The sequence below is a fragment of the Allobosea sp. NPDC055594 genome (genome assembly GCF_053618995.1).
The window spans coordinates 26,506-41,827 of record NZ_JBSHIO010000018.1 but is presented as its reverse complement, the minus strand read 5'-3'; the positions used below and the strand labels follow the sequence as shown (position 1 = coordinate 41,827).

General features: G+C 67.7%; 16 protein-coding genes and 1 pseudogene. 11 read left to right on the top strand and 6 right to left on the bottom strand.

Annotation, left to right across the window (positions count from 1 at the left end):
* Positions 1-43 precede the first annotated feature (43 nt).
* Positions 44-229, top strand: a complete 186-nt coding sequence (gene rpmF, locus ACWGRX_RS23920) for a 50S ribosomal protein L32 (protein ID WP_291638998.1) — start codon at positions 44-46, stop codon at positions 227-229.
* 103 nt (positions 230-332) lie between these two features.
* Here rpmF and ACWGRX_RS23915 read toward each other — a convergent pair whose 3' ends face one another.
* Positions 333-563, bottom strand: a complete 231-nt coding sequence (locus ACWGRX_RS23915; protein ID WP_452119606.1) for a hypothetical protein — start codon at positions 561-563, stop codon at positions 333-335.
* 160 nt (positions 564-723) lie between these two features.
* Here ACWGRX_RS23915 and ACWGRX_RS23910 point away from each other — a divergent pair, with 160 nt between their 5' ends.
* Positions 724-2,418, top strand: coding sequence for an EAL domain-containing protein (locus ACWGRX_RS23910; protein WP_452119605.1), 1,695 nt, complete (start codon positions 724-726; stop codon positions 2,416-2,418).
* A 175-nt stretch (positions 2,419-2,593) separates the two neighbouring features.
* Here ACWGRX_RS23910 and phaR read toward each other — a convergent pair whose 3' ends face one another.
* Positions 2,594-3,184, bottom strand: coding sequence for a polyhydroxyalkanoate synthesis repressor PhaR (gene phaR, locus ACWGRX_RS23905; RefSeq protein WP_452119604.1), 591 nt, complete (start codon positions 3,182-3,184; stop codon positions 2,594-2,596).
* Positions 3,185-3,442: 258 nt separating this feature from the next.
* On the opposite strand from phaR, the gene ACWGRX_RS23900 reads away from it, so the two are divergent.
* The 4 genes and pseudogenes from ACWGRX_RS23900 to yddG all read left to right on the top strand — a co-directional run bounded on the left by ACWGRX_RS23900 (position 3,443) and on the right by yddG (position 6,744).
* The gene (locus tag ACWGRX_RS23900; protein WP_291639002.1) at positions 3,443-4,621 is read left to right on the top strand and encodes an acetyl-CoA C-acetyltransferase; all 1,179 of its coding nucleotides are present in this window, start codon (positions 3,443-3,445) and stop codon (positions 4,619-4,621) included.
* 10 nt (positions 4,622-4,631) lie between these two features.
* Positions 4,632-4,724, top strand: a pseudogene (locus ACWGRX_RS23895) (DUF1737 domain-containing protein); the annotation flags it as partial.
* A gap of 274 nt (positions 4,725-4,998) precedes the next feature.
* Positions 4,999-5,721, top strand: coding sequence for an acetoacetyl-CoA reductase (gene phbB, locus ACWGRX_RS23890; RefSeq protein WP_291639003.1), 723 nt, complete (start codon positions 4,999-5,001; stop codon positions 5,719-5,721).
* 129 nt (positions 5,722-5,850) lie between these two features.
* Positions 5,851-6,744 (top strand): aromatic amino acid exporter YddG, encoded by an 894-nt coding sequence (yddG, locus tag ACWGRX_RS23885; protein ID WP_452119603.1) that lies wholly within the window; start codon positions 5,851-5,853, stop codon positions 6,742-6,744.
* On the opposite strand, the gene ACWGRX_RS23880 is transcribed toward yddG, so the two are convergent.
* The 3 genes from ACWGRX_RS23880 to gloB form a co-directional block, all read right to left on the bottom strand.
* A complete protein-coding gene (locus ACWGRX_RS23880; RefSeq protein ID WP_452119602.1) occupies positions 6,717-7,478 on the bottom strand; it encodes a GNAT family N-acetyltransferase in 762 nt (253 codons plus the stop codon). The genes yddG and ACWGRX_RS23880 overlap by 28 nt on opposite strands.
* Positions 7,479-7,480: 2 nt before the next feature.
* Positions 7,481-7,927 carry a cupin domain-containing protein gene (locus ACWGRX_RS23875; protein WP_452119601.1) on the bottom strand — a complete coding sequence of 149 codons (447 nt, stop codon included), beginning with the start codon at positions 7,925-7,927 and terminating at the stop codon, positions 7,481-7,483.
* 154 nt (positions 7,928-8,081) lie between these two features.
* The gene (gene gloB, locus ACWGRX_RS23870; RefSeq protein WP_452119600.1) at positions 8,082-8,846 is read right to left on the bottom strand and encodes a hydroxyacylglutathione hydrolase; all 765 of its coding nucleotides are present in this window, start codon (positions 8,844-8,846) and stop codon (positions 8,082-8,084) included.
* 132 nt (positions 8,847-8,978) lie between these two features.
* Here gloB and ACWGRX_RS23865 point away from each other — a divergent pair, with 132 nt between their 5' ends.
* The 5 genes from ACWGRX_RS23865 to ACWGRX_RS23845 all read left to right on the top strand — a co-directional run bounded on the left by ACWGRX_RS23865 (position 8,979) and on the right by ACWGRX_RS23845 (position 14,457).
* On the top strand, positions 8,979-9,749 hold the full coding sequence (locus ACWGRX_RS23865; RefSeq protein WP_452119599.1) for a class I SAM-dependent methyltransferase: 771 nt from the start codon (positions 8,979-8,981) through the stop codon (positions 9,747-9,749).
* Between the two features lie 110 nt (positions 9,750-9,859).
* Complete coding sequence (locus ACWGRX_RS23860; protein WP_291648511.1) at positions 9,860-10,813, top strand: acetyl-CoA carboxylase carboxyltransferase subunit alpha; 954 nt, start codon at positions 9,860-9,862, stop codon at positions 10,811-10,813.
* A 171-nt stretch (positions 10,814-10,984) separates the two neighbouring features.
* On the top strand, positions 10,985-12,397 hold the full coding sequence (locus ACWGRX_RS23855) for a L,D-transpeptidase family protein (RefSeq protein WP_452119598.1): 1,413 nt from the start codon (positions 10,985-10,987) through the stop codon (positions 12,395-12,397).
* 224 nt (positions 12,398-12,621) lie between these two features.
* Positions 12,622-13,536, top strand: a complete 915-nt coding sequence (locus ACWGRX_RS23850) for a TorF family putative porin (protein ID WP_452119597.1) — start codon at positions 12,622-12,624, stop codon at positions 13,534-13,536.
* Positions 13,537-13,662: 126 nt separating this feature from the next.
* The gene (locus ACWGRX_RS23845) at positions 13,663-14,457 is read left to right on the top strand and encodes a 2-keto-4-pentenoate hydratase (protein ID WP_452119596.1); all 795 of its coding nucleotides are present in this window, start codon (positions 13,663-13,665) and stop codon (positions 14,455-14,457) included.
* Positions 14,458-14,489: 32 nt separating this feature from the next.
* On the opposite strand, the gene ACWGRX_RS23840 is transcribed toward ACWGRX_RS23845, so the two are convergent.
* Positions 14,490-15,311, bottom strand: coding sequence for an AraC family transcriptional regulator (locus ACWGRX_RS23840; RefSeq protein WP_452119595.1), 822 nt, complete (start codon positions 15,309-15,311; stop codon positions 14,490-14,492).
* Positions 15,312-15,322 lie beyond the last annotated feature (11 nt).

Genomic DNA, 15,322 nt, shown 5'->3' with positions numbered 1-15,322 from the left:
GCGAAAGCCCAGCGCCTCCGGCGGCGGCATGATGGAGAGTACCATGGCCGTTCCGAAGAGAAAGACTTCGCCGTCGAAGCGCGGCATGCGCCGCTCGGCCGACGCGCTGAAGCAGCCTGCCTATATCGAAGACAAGAACTCCGGCGAACTGCGCCGTCCGCACCATGTCGACCTGAAGTCGGGCATGTATCGCGGCCGCCAGGTCCTGAAGGCCAAGACCGAGGCCTGAGGACGAGCGGGCGCGGCCCGCTTGTCCCGAGTGATTTGAGAACGCCGGCCGTCAGGCCGGCTTTTTCGTTTTGCGGGTGCGAGCGGGCCTGATTGCGGGCCGCTCAGGCCAGGCGAGGCGCGCTGCGGGTGGTGCGGGACGCTGTGCCCGCCGCCTTGCGATAATGGCCGGCTGCGGCGGCGGGTGTCTCCAGGCTGCGCCTGGCGAACGGGCCGATCCCGGCATGGCTGGCGGCGAGCTGCACCAGGAAAGCGGCCGGCACGAGCGGCGCATGCGGACGCCGCCGTTCGGAACTGCGCCGCTCGGAAGAGCCGTTCCAGACCTCTTTGCTCATTGTGCCGCTCCGAAACGCCAGGACTGTCCGGGGCTGGAGGCTGCAAGCACGAGGCCGGGCTTAACCGTCCGTTAAGCCAGAGAGATGCATCGTTTCGGGACAGATTCCGCTCTCTCGAATCCGGGTCCGACGGCCCCCCCGTCGCCGAGGCCGTCGTCCGATGCCCGTGCCTTCCATTTTCGGCTCTCGCGACGAGAAGATCGTCGATCCGCGCAGCTTGCTCTCTTCGATCGGCGAGGTGGTCTACACCTGGGACATCGCCACCGATGCGCTGGACTGGGGCCCGAACGTCGCAGAGGTCCTCGGCCCGGTCGCGCCGACGGTGCTGGTGCGTGGCCTCGCCTTTGCCGGTCTGGTCGAGCCGGGAAGCGGGCGCAGCCGCTATGATGCGATCCATTCGGCGGGCGCACAGGATTCGGGCGAGGGGGTGACCTATCGCACGCGCTATGCGGTCGACCTCGCCGGCCGCAAGATGTGGATCGAGGATGCCGGGCGCTGGTTCGCCGGCATGGATGGCCGCCCGGCGCGCGCACGCGGCGTACTGCGCCTCGAGCGGGCGGTGCGGCCACAGGAACTCGATGTCGATCACCACGATCTCTGCGACCGCTCCGCTATGGTCGAGCATGTCGAGGCGGCGCTGGCCGAGCATTTGCCGGCGGAGCGCGGCCTCGTGGTCCTTATCGGCGCGATCGACGAGCTCGCCCGACTCAATGACGATTTCGGCCATGAGGCGACCGACGAGATCATCCAGGAGGTGCAGGAGCGGCTGCGTTCAGTGATGCGCCGGCGCGACCAGCTGATGCGCTATTCCGGCAATCGCTTCGCCATCCTGCTCGCAGGTTGCCCGGCGGCGCAGGTCGAAGTCGCGGCGCAGCGCTTCATCAAGGCGGTGGCGAGTTCGGCGATCGAGACCTCGCATGGCATCGCTCTGGCGCGGCTGCGGCTCGGGGCGGCGATCGCGCCGGATTTCGCGCGTGAGGGCGGCGCCCTCGTCGCCGCGGCCGAGAGCGCGCTCGCCGGCGCCAAGGCCGGCGCTGTCGACGAAGCGGTGATCGCGCGGCGTAATGTCGTGCGCAAGAGCGTCGGCGCCTCGGCCGCCCATGATCTGGAGGCGGTGACGGCGCTCAACGAACGCCGTGTCCGGCTGGCCCTGCAGCCGGTGGTCAGCGCGGTCACGCGCAGCCATGTCTTCAGCGAGGCGCTGCTCAGGGTGGAGCGGGCGCAGGGACAGGGCTTCCTCGCCACAGCCGAGCTGATCCCGCTGCTCGAGCGGCGCGGACTGATCCGATTGTTCGATCATCGCGTGCTCGAGCTCGTGATGGCCCTGCTGGCCGAGCAGCCGCGGTTGAGGCTTTCGGTCAATGTCTCGCCGCGCTCGCTCGCCGACCCGGAATGGCTCGATGCCTTCCTCGCCTGCACCCGAGGCCGCAGCTCCGAGGCGTCGCGGCTGATCGTCGAGGTCACGGAGACGGCGACGATCGCCGATTCCGCGCGGATGGTGAAGCTGCTGACGCGGATCAAGGAACAGGGCGCGCGCGTCGCGATCGACGATTTCGGTGCCGGCCATACCTCGCTGCGGCATCTGCGCGCCTTTCCGATCGACATCCTGAAGCTCGACGGCGCTTTCACCCAGAATCTGCGGCGCTCGACCGATGATCGCTTCTTCGTGCGCACGCTGCTCGATCTCGCGCGCCATCTCGAGGTCGAGACGGTGGCGGAATGGGTCGACGACGATCTCCAGGCCGCGATGCTGCGCGACTGGGGCGTGACCTATCTGCAAGGTCACCTGGTCGGCAAGGCCGAACTCTGGCAGTCCAGTCCGGCCCTGGTCGCGCCGCTTTCCGAGGCGATCTGAGGCTTCGGCATGGACCGCAGGGCGAAGCCGGCCCCAGGTCGATGCCTTAGATCGCCGCGCGTCCGTTCGGACGCGGTTACGGTGATCTATCTCATTGTTACCGCATCGGAATTTTCCAAAAAGTGGAATCCACTTTTCGGTCCGATGCTATAGAGCCGCCCTCGCTCGTCCGGCCTCACTTGCTCTTGGCGAGCTTGTCCAGCATCTCGCGCATCTCGTTAAGCTCGCGCTTGAGATCGCCGAGTTCCGCATTTTCGGGCGTGGCCGGAGGGGCTTCCGCCTGGGCCTTGGCGCCGGCCGCGGCGAAGGGATTGAACAGCCGGAAGGCATCGGTGAACATGGTCATGTTCGCCCGGGTCTGGGCCTGGATCGCGTCGAGAGCGCCGGTGCCGAAAGTCCCGCCGCCGAAGGCCTTGCTCATCTGCTCGCGGAACTGGTTCTGTTCCTTGGCCAGATTCTCCATCGAGAATTCGAGATAGCGCGGCACCAGTGCCTGCATGCTGTCGCCATAGAAGCGGATCAGCTGGCGCAGGAAAGCGATCGGCAAAAGGTTCTGCCCGTCCTTGCTCTCTTCCTCGAAGATGATCTGGGCCAGCACCGAGCGGGTGATGTCCTCGCCGCTCTTGGCATCGTAGACGACGAAATCCTCGCCATTGCGCACCAGGCCGGCGAGATCTTCCAGCGTGACATAGGAACTTGTGCCCGTGTGGTACAGCCGACGATTGGCGTATTTCTTGATGACGGTCGCTTCTTTGTCGCTGGCCATAGATATCCACGCGCCCTGCACCGACCGACCGCCCCGGGATGGGAGCGGCGCCGGAAACGGTTCCCTAGCGTGACGATAGCCTGTCGGCCACCGGCTGCAAGTTTTTTGAGCGCCAGGGCGGCGATGCCTGCCGCTGCCTCGATGATAGGCTTCGCCCGATGGCTGTCTTGACGGCGTCGCCGCGCCCTTCGAAGGTGCGGGGGAGAGTTTGCCGGACCGCCGGGCGCGGAAGGCATGAGAGAACCGGAGGACGAGCCCATGGCTGACAATGACATCGTGATCGTGGGCGCTGCGCGCACCGCCGTCGGCGCCTTCAACGGTGCCTTCGCCAATACGCCGGCTCACGATCTCGGCGCGGCGGCGATCAAGGAGGCGCTGAAGCGCGCCAAGGTCGAGGCCGGTGAGGTCGACGAGGTGATCATGGGCCAGATCCTGACCGCCGGTCAGGGCCAGAACCCGGCCCGCCAGGCCGCGATGATCGCCGGCATCCCGCAGGAGGCGACCGCCTGGGGGCTGAACCAGCTCTGCGGCTCGGGCCTGCGCGCCGTGGCCATCGGTCTCCAGCAGATCGCCAATGGCGACGCCGACATCATCGTCGCCGGCGGCCAGGAATCGATGTCGATGTCGCAGCATGCCCAGCATCTGCGCAACGGCACCAAGATGGGCGACACCAAGTTCATCGACACGATGATCAAGGACGGGCTCTGGGACGCCTTCCACGGCTACCATATGGGCACCACCGCCGAGAACGTCGCGACCAAGTGGCAGCTCAGCCGCGAGGAGCAGGACCGCTTCGCCGTCGGTTCGCAGAACAAGGCCGAGGCGGCCCAGAAGGCTGGCCGCTTCAAGGACGAGATCGTCCCCTTCACCGTCTCGACCCGCAAGGGCGACATCGTCGTCGATGCCGACGAGTATCCGCGCCATGGCGCGACGATCGAGGCGATGGCGAAGCTCAAGCCCGCCTTCTCCAAGGATGGCACCGTCACTGCCGGCAACGCCTCGGGCATCAATGACGGCGCAGCCGCGCTGGTGGTGATGACCGCCAAGGAAGCGGCGAAGCGCGGCCTGACCCCGCTCGCCCGCATCGCCTCCTGGGCGACGGCCGGCGTCGATCCGGCGATCATGGGCACCGGGCCGATCCCGGCGACGCGCAAGGCGCTGGAGAAAGCCGGCTGGAAGATCGGCGACCTCGACCTCGTCGAGGCCAACGAGGCCTTCGCGGCCCAGGCGCTGGCGGTCAACAAGGACCTCGGCTGGAATCCGGACATCGTCAACGTCAATGGCGGCGCGATCGCGATCGGCCATCCGATCGGCGCCTCGGGCGCGCGCGTCCTGGTGACGCTGCTGCACGAGATGGCCAAGCGCGACGCCAAGAAGGGCCTCGCCACGCTGTGCATCGGCGGCGGCATGGGCGTCGCCCTGGCAGTGGAGCGCTGAGCCGCCGGCCATGCCCAAGCAGACCACGCTCTACCGCTACCTGACCGGACCCGATGACGCATCGTTCTGTCACCGGGTCTCGGAGGCGCTGAGCCGTGGCTGGGTGGTCGAGAGCCCGATGATGTCAGGCCATCATGGCCTGACATCTGAATCGGTCTCTCAAACTTGTCGTCTGGAATATGACGTCGCCCCGAAAACCGCTTCGCACTTTTCGGCGTCATGCTCCGGCCCCCCGGACACTGACCGATGACGAGAAGGCGGGGCGCGTGATCTGCGGGCAGGCGATCATCAAGGATGTGGACCGGGCCTACGAGCCCGGTCTTGATCTCTCGCAACAATAAGCGGCCGAGGGGCCGGCCCGAAGGGAGGAGCAGAGGATGTCTAGGGTTGCTTTGGTGACTGGGGGCACGCGCGGCATCGGCGCGGCGATCTGCAAGGCGCTGCAGGAGGCCGGCTACAAGGTCGCCGCGAGCTATGCCGGCAATGACGAGGCCGCCGCCAAGTTCAAGGCCGAGACCGGGGTTCCCGTCTATAAATGGGATGTCGGCGACTATGACGCCTGCGCCGCCGGCATCGCCAAGGTCGAGGCCGAGGTCGGGCCGGTCGACATCCTCGTCAACAATGCCGGCATCACCCGCGACGGCTTCTTCCACAAGATGACCAAGGAGCAATGGTCGGACGTCATCCGCACCAATCTCGACTCGCTGTTCAACATGACCCGCCCGGTGATCGAGGGCATGCGCGGGCGCGGCTTCGGCCGGATCATCGTGATCTCCTCGATCAACGGCCAGAAGGGCCAGATGGGCCAGGTCAACTATTCGGCGGCGAAGGCCGGCGATATTGGTTTCGTCAAGGCGCTGGCGCAGGAGAACGCCAACAAGGGCATCACGGTCAACGCGATCACGCCGGGCTATATCGGCACCGACATGGTCGCGGCGATGCCGGAGGAGGCGCTGAAGCGCGTCGTCGCCGGCATCCCGGTCGGCCGGCTCGGCAAGCCCGAGGAGATCGCCCAGACCGTGGTCTTCCTCGCCTCGGATACCGGCGCCTTCACCACCGGAGCGACCTTCGCCGTCAATGGCGGCCAGTACATGGCCTGACGTCTTCAGGCGCGCCGCCTGCTTGGCGGCGTGCCGTCTCTGCTTTGGTGACGAGGCGGGCATAGCCAGGGCGGGGCCGCTCTGCTAACCGCTGCTGCGCCCCTGCCGCGCCTCTGCCGAGCGCCACCGATGACCTCCCGCACCGCCACCGCGACCGGCCTCGTCGCCATCCTGCTCTGGTCGACTTTGGCGCTGTTCACGGCGATGAGCGGCCGGATTCCGGCCTTCCAGCTCGTCGCCATGACCTTCGTGATCGGCGGCCTGTTCATCCTCGCGATCGCGGCGGCGCGGGGCCGGCTGCATCTGGCGCGGCCGACGCCGGCCTCCTTCCTGCTTGGGCTCTACGGTCCCTTCGGCGACAGCGCGCTCTACTATGCCGCGGTCAAGACGGCGCCGCCGGCCGAGGCCAATCTGATCCATTATCTCTGGCCGCTGCTGATCGTGCTGTTCGCGGCTTTGCTGCCGGGCGGCGGGCTGAGGCTGCGCCATCTCGCCGGGGCCCTGATCGGCCTCATGGCGACGGCGGTGCTGATTTCGGGAAGTCTCGGCGCCGGCGGTGACGGTATTCAGCTCGGCCATGTGCTGGCGGCGCTGGGCGCCTTCGTCTGGGCGAGCTATTCGGTGGTCTCGCGCCGCTTCGCCGGCGTTCCCTCCGAGAGCCTCGGCGTCACCATGCTCGGCTGCGCCGTCGCGGCCCTGGCCTGCCATCTCGCCTTCGAGCAGAGCTTGTGGACGCCGAGCCTCGTCGAGTGGGGCGGCGTGCTGGGGCTCGGCCTTGGCGCGACCGGACTCGCCTTCGTCTGCTGGGACATCGGCATGAAGCAGGGCGACGTCTCCCTGCTCGGCGTCGCCTCCTATGCCGCTCCGGTGCTCTCGACCATCGTCCTGGTGCTCGCCGGCTATGCCGCGGCGAGCTGGCTGCTCGCTTTGGCCTGCGTGCTGATCGCGGTCGGAGCGCTGGTCGCGAGCTTTGGCCCGGGTGCCGGAAGGCCGCTTCAGCGGTCCCGCACGCGCGTCTCGTAGGCGTAGACCGTGCGAAAGCCGAGCCGGCGATACATCTCGAAGGCGAGGCCGTTGCTCTGGTCGACCTGGAGATAGGCGAGGCTGCAGCCCTGCGCCGCGGCCCAGCCCATCAGGCCGAGCATCAGCTTCTTGCCGAGACCTTTTCCGCGCAGGCTCTCGTCGACGATCACCGCGCCGATCTCGGCCATACCGCGCTCGGCGACGCTCATCGCATAGGCGGCGGGGCGGCCCTCATGCAGCAGGGTCGCGAAGGCGGCTGGCAGGCGCACGCCCGAGACGATGGCTGAGAGATGCGCGCGATTGCGCTTGTTGCCGGTCTGGTGGCTGCAGACGCCGGTGACCCAGGCTTCCGCCGCGAGCGGCTCGACGAGCATCTCCGGATCTTCCGGATGCCGGGCAGGATCGAGCTCGGCGACCATGCCGAAGGAGGCGGTCTCGATCCGGTAGCCGCGCGCAGCGAAGCGCCGGCGGGCGCCTTCGGCGACGAGCGGCGTGAAGCGGACGCGCGGCGGCAGCCCGGCCTCGGCATAGAGCTTTTCGATGAATGCGAGGGTGTCATCGTCCATTTCGGCGTCGGCCTGCAGGGCCGAAGCGGAGTTGGCGCGGCCGGAATAGCCATTGGCGAAGCGCACCACCCAGTCGTCGATGACCAAGGTCGTGGGCGCGGGCCAGGCATTGACGATGCGGCTTTCGCAGGCGCGGACCAGCGCGAGGTCGGTGACGGGTTTGTCCATGCTCAGTGATCCCCGGGCTGCCAGCCGGGCTTCGCCATCTCGAAGGTCGAGAAGGCGAAGCCCGGCGCGACCGTGCAGCCGACCAGCGTCCAGCCACCGAGGGAGACGGCGCTCTGCCAGCAGCCGGCGGGCACGACGATCTGCGGGCGCTGGCCGGCGGCGAGATCCTTGCCGAGATGCTGGGTCGCGGCGCTGGCGCCGTCCTGCGACAGGCTGAGCGCCAGAGGCGCGCCGGCATAGTGATGCCAGATCTCGACCGCGTCGACACGGTGCCAGTGCGAGCTCTCGCCGGCATCGAGCAGGTAATAGATCGCGGTCGAGAAGCCGCGGCCTTCCGGCCCCTGCGGGTCGCGGAAGGTCTCGCGGTAATGCCCGCCCTCGGGATGCGGCTGCAGCTCGAGCAGCGCGATGATGCCGGCCGCATCGAGGCCGTCCAGCCGTGGGCTCATGGTTGCGGTCCTGTGTGATGTCTGGGTCCTTCAGCCCTCATCCTGAGGAGCGATCGCAGATCGCGTCTAGAAGGATGTTTCCAGCGTGCTCTGGAGCATCCTGCGAGACGCCGCTGCGCGGCTCCTCAGGATGAGGGCAAAAAAGAGCCGGTGCTCAGAACTTGTTCTTAGCTTCGCGCAGCGCGGCGAAGATTTCGCCGGCCGGCTTGCCGACGAGCCCGAGCGTGGCGGCGAGCGCGGTCTCACCGGCGCGGAAGAACGGATTCGTCGCCTTTTCCTCAGCGATCGTCGTCAGCGCCCAGAAGCGGCCGGCAGCCTTGGCGGCCTCGGCCTCGGCGAAGCGGGCTGCGACTGCGGGATTGCCCGGGTCCATCGCCGCGGCGAAGCGCGCGTTCGACAAGGTGTAGTCATGGCCGGTGATCAGCCTGGTGGCGTCCGGCAGCGCCATCAGGCGCGACAGCGAGGTCCACATCGCCTCCATCCGGCCGGGCATGACGCGGCCGCAGCCCATGACGAAGACGACGTCGCCGACGAGGGCGAGAGCGGAGGCGCGGCTGATCAGGCTGACATGGCCTTCGGCATGGCCGGGCGTCGCCCAGACCTCGAAATCATCGCCGCCGAGCGCGACATGGTCGCCTTCGCCGATGACGACATCGACGGGGGCGGCGCCGCGGGCGGCCGCGGGAGCGTAGACGCGGGCGCCGGTCGCCTGCTTCAGCGCGGCGATGCCCTGGATATGGTCGGCGTGCTCATGGGTGACCAGAATCTGCGAGATCGCCCAGCCCTTGGCTCTGGCCGCGGCGAGGACCTCGCCGGCATCGGGCACGTCGACGGCGGCGCAGGCTCCGCTCGCCGGATCGTGGAGCAGGGCGCCGGCATTGTCGCTGAGCGTGCGGAAGACATGGATGTCGAGAAGCATGGCAGGCTCCGGAAGCAGCGGCCTAACGCCGGCCGTGTCGAGCCGCTTCATAGCGGCTTTGGCAGGCCAAGCCCAATCTCCTCTTCAAGGAGCACCCTTGCACTCGTGCGCTGCCTGCGCCATCTCCGTCGGATGGCTCTCGATGTCGTCGACCTGCGTGCCTTCTATGCCAGTCCGCTCGGGCATGTGGCGCGCCAGGCGGTCGGACGGGTGGTGCTGCGGCTCTGGCCGCATTGCCAGCGCCAGCGATTGCTCGGCCTCGGCTTCGCGACGCCCTATCTGCCCTTGATCGGCGGCGAGGCCGAGCGCGTCATCGCCTTCATGCCGGCGGCGCAGGGCGTGCTGAACTGGCCCTCCCAGGGGCTGTCGTCCTCCGCGCTGGTCGAGCCGACCTTGCTGCCGCTGCCCACCGCCTCGGTCGATCGCGTGCTGATCGTGCATGCGCTCGAAGAGACGGAGAGCCCCGAGGACCTGCTGGAGGAGGCCTCGCGCGTGCTCAATCCCGGCGGCAGGCTGATCGTGATCGCGCCGAATCGCCGTGGGCTCTGGGCCCGGATGGACACGACTCCCTTCGGGCATGGCCGGCCGTTCAGCCGCACCCAACTCGAGAATCTGATGCGCCGGGCGATGTTCTCGCCGGAGAGCTGGAGTGAAGCGCTCTATGTGCCTCCGCTGCGCCGGCGCCTGTTCCTGCGTTCGGCCGGTGCCTGGGAAAAATTCGGTGCCGGGTTGTCGCTGCCCTTCGCCGGGGTGCATATCGTCGACGCCACCAAGCAATTCTATCGCCAGGCGCCCTTGCGGGCGACACGCCGTAGTTTCGCCTTCCGGCCGGTGTTGTTGCCGCAGCCGACGCCGTCGCGCCGGCTGAACCGGGATCATGGTGCGTCACCGCCGCCGGGTTGACAATCGCGGCGGGGCGCGGCCAAGGTCCGCCGCTTTTTCGTGGGTTCCCCGACCGTCGCCGTCGCGCGGATGTGTCTCCCTTCAGGATGTGGGACCAGAACTGGATGTCGATGCGAAGCTATCTGGATTTCGAGAAGCCGGTTGCCGAACTGGAGGCCAAGGCCGATGAGCTGCGGGCGCTCGACGCCAAGGGCGACGGCTATTCGCTGACCGAGGAGATCGGGAAGCTCGAGGCCAAGGCCGGTCAGTCGCTCAAGGACCTCTATGGCGCGCTGACGCCCTGGCAGAAGACGCTGGTGGCGCGGCACCCGCAGCGGCCGCATTTCCTCGATTATTGCGCCGGGCTGATCGATGAGTTCACCCCGCTGGCCGGAGACCGCGCCTTCGGCGAGGACGAGGCCATCGTCGGCGGCTTCGGCCGCTTCCGTGGCGAGCCGGTCTGCGTCATCGGCCAGGAGAAGGGCAACTCGACGGAGACCCGCATCCGGCATAATTTCGGCATGCCGAAGCCCGAGGGCTATCGCAAGGCGGTGCGCCTGATGGAGCTCGCCGACCGTTTCGGCCTGCCGGTTCTGAGCTTCATCGACACGGCCGGAGCCTATCCGGGCATCGAGGCCGAGGAGCGCGGCCAGGCCGAGGCGATCGCCCGCTCGACCGAGACCTGCCTTGCCCTGCGCACGCCGAGCGTCGCGCTGGTGATCGGCGAGGGCGGCTCGGGCGGCGCCATCGCGATTGCGGCGGCGAGCCGCGTGCTGATGATGGAGCACGCGATCTATTCGGTGATCTCGCCGGAAGGCGCCGCCTCGATCCTGTGGCGTGACACCGCCCGGGCGCAGGATGCCGCGACCGGCATGAAGATCACCGCACAGGACCTGCTGAAATTCGGCGTGATCGACAAGATCGTCCCGGAGCCGACCGGTGGCGCCCATCGCGAGCCGCAGCTGGCGATCGAGCGGGCCGGGGCCGCGATCGCCGCGGCGCTCGCGGATCTCGCCGGACTGAGCGCCGACGAGATCGTCGAGCGGCGGGCGGACAAATATCTGGCGATCGGCCGGTCCCTCTGAGGGGGCGGGCGAGCGCCCTGATTCTTCGGTGTTCCAGATATGGCCATTCCGAGGAAGCCTGTGGTAAGGAACGCTCAAGCCTAACGGTTCTAAATCCGGGCTAGCGGCATAATTTGGCCGCGATGCTCGATGCATGGTCGGGTCAGACGGCCGAGCGATGGGAATGACAACGTGGCAGTGAAACATCTCGCGCTGACGGCCCTGATCGCCCTCACCCTGGCCGCCTGCGAAGAGGACCGCTATCGCGGTTCGGCTCGCCACAACATCCCGATTCCGTCCGCGACCTATTCGCTGATGTCCGAGAAGGGCATGAGCAAGAGCCAGCCGATCGTGATTCGCTCCTACAAGAAGGAGTCGGAGCTCGAGATCTGGAAGAAGCGCGCCGACGGCAAGTATGCGCTGCTCAAGACCTTCCCGATGTGCCGCTGGTCCGGCCAGCTCGGCCCCAAGGTCCGCGAAGGCGACCGGATGGCGCCGGAGGGTTTCTACGCCATCACCCCGGCGCAGATGAACCCGAACTCGTCGTTCTATGTCTCGTTCAACATGGGCTATCCCAACGCCTATGACCGCTCGCATGGCCGCACCGGCGCGCATCTGATGGTGCATGGCGCCTGCTCCTCGGCCGGTTGCTATTCGATGACCGACGATCAGATCGGCGAGCTCTATGCCCTGGTCCGCGAGGCCCAAAATGGCGGCCAGCGTGCCGTCCAGATGCAGGCCTTCCCGTTCCGGATGACGCCGGAGAACCTCGCCAAGCACCGGCTCGACCCGAATATGGGGTTCTGGAAGAACCTCAAGGAAGGCTCGGACTATTTCGAGATCGCCAAGGACGAGCCGGCAGTCGGGGTTTCCGGCGGCCGCTACGTCTTCAACAAGGGCGGCGATTCCTCCGTCGCGCAGGCGATCGCGCAAAAGCGCCAGCAGGATGACATCCAGGTCGCTGCACTGGTCTCCAAGGGCACGCCGGCGATCAAGCTGATCTATGACGATGGCGACCAGCATTCCTCCTTCAAGCGCCAGCTGGCGCAGTCCGGCGCCGATGCGCTGAACCGGTCGGTCGCCTGGGGGTCGCGCAATGTCGGCATCAGCCGCGTCGACTCCCTGATCGGGCCGCGTGTCGTCGTGCTCGACGACAAGGGCCGGACGAAGGCGACGGTGCGGGCCGAATCCGCCGAGAACGATGCCGTCCTCGCGGCGGTGCGTGGTGCGGCCGAGCAGCCGGCGGCGGAAACCAAGCCTGCTGAGGTCGCTGTAGCGGCCGCCCCGGCGAAGCCTGCCGCCGCTGCCAAGCCGGCTGACGCGGCTACGCAGCTCGCCAAGGTCTCGCCCGGCGCGGCGACAGCCGAGCCGATCCAGACCGCCAGCGCCGAGCAGCCTTCCTTCTACCAGCGCGCGCTGAGCTTCGTGCCGCTGCTCGGTGGCTCTTCGGAGAAGCCGGCGGAGGCGGCGCCGGTGGCCTCGGTCGTGCCGGAAACGCCACAGCGCATGGTCGCGCCGCTGCCGCCGCGTCGTTCGACGGCGTTGCGCACCTCGCAGCTGGATCAGGCCGACGCCGCCTATGCGAGCAAGCCCGCGACGCGCTGACCCGCGAGGCCGCCCGCCGGCCCGGCTGATACAAAAATATCACGCCCGCTGCGTTCGATCGCAGCGGGCGTTTTGCTGTGCAGTCCTGGGGCCTGCAAGGGCCTCTTTGCTCGTTTGCTGAGCGGCCTGCCGAAATCCTCGTCTTGCCGATTCCGGAGGGAGAAAAGCCTAATCGGGCCAATGCGCGAGCTGTTTCGGGCAGAAACTCTTCGACGGAGCTTTCGATGGTCTTTGGTATCTCCAGGCTCGCGACGGCCGCCACGGCGCTGTCGCTCTCGCTGACGGCCGCCGGCATGGCGCAGGCTTCCGACCTGCCGAGCCGAAAGGCGCCGCCGCCGGCCCCGGTGGCGCCGAGCATCACCTGGTTCGACATTGCGGTCAGCATCAAGGGCATGACCGACTATAATTTCCGCGGCATCTCGCAGACCGATCGCAAGCCGGCGATCCAGGGTGGCGCCGAGCTGCAGTTCTACGACAACCTGGTCTATGCCGGCGTCTACGCCTCGAATGTCGATCTCGCCACCAGCCCGCCGGCCGAGATCGACTTCTATGCCGGCATCCGGCCGAAATTCGGCCCCTTCACCGTCGATGCCGGCGTCTGGCAGTATTATTACCCCAATGAGAAGCAGTATATCGACCTGGCCGGCGGCTACTGGACGCCGAAGAACACCGATTTTACCGAGGTCTATGGCAAGCTGTCCTATAATTTCGAGGATAAGCTGATCGTCGGCGCCAACCTCTTCTACGCCTGGGACTGGCTCGGCACCGGCGCGACCGGCACCTATGGCGCGCTCACGGCCAAGTACAACCTGCCCTTCCTCGAAGGGCTCTCGGTCTCGGGCGAGGTCGGGCGCTATTGGCTCGGCACGCCCAATGCGAGCATCTATTTCGCGGCGCCGGTCGATCTGCCCGACTACACTTATTGGAACGCCGGCCTCTCCTACACCTGGAAGAACCTGACGGCGGATGTGCGCTATCATGACACCAGCCTGTCGAAGACCGAATGCTTCGCGCTGACGGCCGATCCGCGCGGCATCGTCTCCGGGTCCGGCCGCTCGAAATGGTGCAACCCGACCGTGGTCGGCACGCTTTCCTTCGACATCACCGCGAGCAGCGTCGGCATCTTTGCGCCGAAGTGACGTCGCCTGAATTTCGGAAGCGATCTCGAAAGCCCGCGCCAGCGGGCTTTCTGCTTTTGTGGCTCCATGCTGGCCAGATCAGGCGCTGCCATGGCAGGCTTGGCCGGAGAATGCCGGGAGCCCGCCTTGCCTGAGACCAAAGCCATCGATGCCCTTGCGGAGACGATCGCCGCCGCCCGGCTCGCGCGCACGCCCTTGCCGGCGCAAGCGGGCGAGGCCCCGGCCGACGTCGCCCGGGCCTATGCCGTGCAGGGCGCCGTGCACCGCCGACTGGCCGCCTCGCGCTTTGGCCGGCGCAGCGGCTGGAAGATCGGCTGCACCACGCCGGTGATGCAGGATTATCTCGGTATCGACCACCCCTGTGCCGCTGGGCTCTTCGCCGGTACGAGCCATGCGAGCGGAGCCGTGCTGCGCCATGGCGACTTCGTCCGTGTCGGCGTCGAATGCGAGATCGCGGTCAGGCTGGCGCATGATCTTCCCGGGGAGGGCGCGGGCGTCGACAGCGTGCGCGGCGCTGTCGGCGCAGTGATGGCGGCAATCGAGATCGTCGACGACCGCTATGTCGACTGGCAGAGCATCGGCACGCCGATGCTGATCGCCGACGACTTTTTTGCGGCCGGTTGCGTGCTCGGGGCCGGGCTTGCGCCGGATGCCCTGCCGGATCTCGCCGGGCTGCATGGCAGGACGCTGGTCGACGGCGTCGAGGTCGGCGCCGGCGTGGGTGCTGACGTGCTGGGCCATCCCTATGCGGCGCTGGCCTGGCTGGCGGAGCATGCGCAGGCGCGCGGCGCGCCCTTGCGCGCCGGCGAGACCGTGCTGCTCGGCAGCCTGGTGAAGACGCAATGGCTGCCACCAGGCGCCGTCGCCAGGGTCGAGATCGAGGCGCTGGGTGCGGTCGAGGCCCTGTTTGCGGCGGATTGAGCGGCAGCAACGCCAGATGCGCGAGGCAGCAACTATCGCGCCGTCGCGGCGCGCATATAGTTGCGCGGCGCGGTTCCGAGCCTGCGCCGGAACATCGTCGTGAAGGCCGCGACATTGTCGTAGCCAGCCAGCATGGCGATATCGGTGACGGACGCGCCTTCGGCCAGTTTCGGCAGGCAGGCGAACAGGCTCGCCTGCTGGCGCCAGGCGACGAAGCTGAGGCCGGTCTCCTTCTGGAAGAAGCGCGTGAAGGTGCGCCGGCTCATGGCGAGCTTCCCGGCCCAGTCGCCCAGCCGCTCATCGGCCGCGGGCGCGGTCATATAGGTCCGGCAGAGCGCGGCGAGACGCTTGTCCGCCGGGAAGGGCAGGCCGAGCGGCCGTGCTTCGAGGGTCGCGATCTCCTGCGCCAGCAATTCCAGCACCAGTACGGCCTTGCGCGTGCCCGGCGCCGCATCGCGCAGCCGGATCGCCTCGCCGATCAGTGCGCGGGCAAGGTCGGTGACCCCTAGCACCTGCAGCATGCGGCCCGCGAGGTCGCCGAGCCCGGGCAGGAGATAGACCGATTTCATGTCGACAGCGCTCAGCATCTCGACGGCGTGCTGCAATTGCGCGGGAATGAGGAGCGCGTGGCCGGGCGGGATCATCCAGCAGCCCCGCTCGGTCTCGACGAGCACCACGCCCGCGAAGGCACAGAGCAACTGGTCGTGGCGATGGCAGTGGAGCGGGATCCTGTAGCCCACAGGGTTGTCCGAGCTGTGGACGAGGATGTCGGAATCCGAGCGGGCGATCCAGCCGAGATTGCGGCGGTGTTGCTCGTCGAGTGCTTCCAATCTCTGGCGTGGCAACGCTTTCATCTTTGGCCCAA

Bases quoted from the DNA above. Each gene is read 5' to 3' on its own strand.
- yddG (WP_452119603.1), top strand. From the start codon at position 5,851: ATGACCTCCCGCACCGCCACCGCGACCGGCCTCGTCGCCATCCTGCTC.
- phbB (WP_291639003.1), top strand. From the start codon at position 4,999: ATGTCTAGGGTTGCTTTGGTGACTGGGGGCACGCGCGGCATCGGCGCG.
- ACWGRX_RS23840 (WP_452119595.1), bottom strand. From the start codon at position 15,311: ATGAAAGCGTTGCCACGCCAGAGATTGGAAGCACTCGACGAGCAACAC.
- ACWGRX_RS23910 (WP_452119605.1), top strand. From the start codon at position 724: ATGCCCGTGCCTTCCATTTTCGGCTCTCGCGACGAGAAGATCGTCGAT.
- ACWGRX_RS23915 (WP_452119606.1), bottom strand. From the start codon at position 563: ATGAGCAAAGAGGTCTGGAACGGCTCTTCCGAGCGGCGCAGTTCCGAA.
- phaR (WP_452119604.1), bottom strand. From the start codon at position 3,184: ATGGCCAGCGACAAAGAAGCGACCGTCATCAAGAAATACGCCAATCGT.
- ACWGRX_RS23865 (WP_452119599.1), top strand. From the start codon at position 8,979: ATGGCTCTCGATGTCGTCGACCTGCGTGCCTTCTATGCCAGTCCGCTC.
- ACWGRX_RS23880 (WP_452119602.1), bottom strand. From the start codon at position 7,478: ATGGACAAACCCGTCACCGACCTCGCGCTGGTCCGCGCCTGCGAAAGC.
- ACWGRX_RS23900 (WP_291639002.1), top strand. From the start codon at position 3,443: ATGGCTGACAATGACATCGTGATCGTGGGCGCTGCGCGCACCGCCGTC.
- ACWGRX_RS23875 (WP_452119601.1), bottom strand. From the start codon at position 7,927: ATGAGCCCACGGCTGGACGGCCTCGATGCGGCCGGCATCATCGCGCTG.
- ACWGRX_RS23850 (WP_452119597.1), top strand. From the start codon at position 12,622: ATGGTCTTTGGTATCTCCAGGCTCGCGACGGCCGCCACGGCGCTGTCG.
- ACWGRX_RS23860 (WP_291648511.1), top strand. From the start codon at position 9,860: ATGCGAAGCTATCTGGATTTCGAGAAGCCGGTTGCCGAACTGGAGGCC.
- rpmF (WP_291638998.1), top strand. From the start codon at position 44: ATGGCCGTTCCGAAGAGAAAGACTTCGCCGTCGAAGCGCGGCATGCGC.
- gloB (WP_452119600.1), bottom strand. From the start codon at position 8,846: ATGCTTCTCGACATCCATGTCTTCCGCACGCTCAGCGACAATGCCGGC.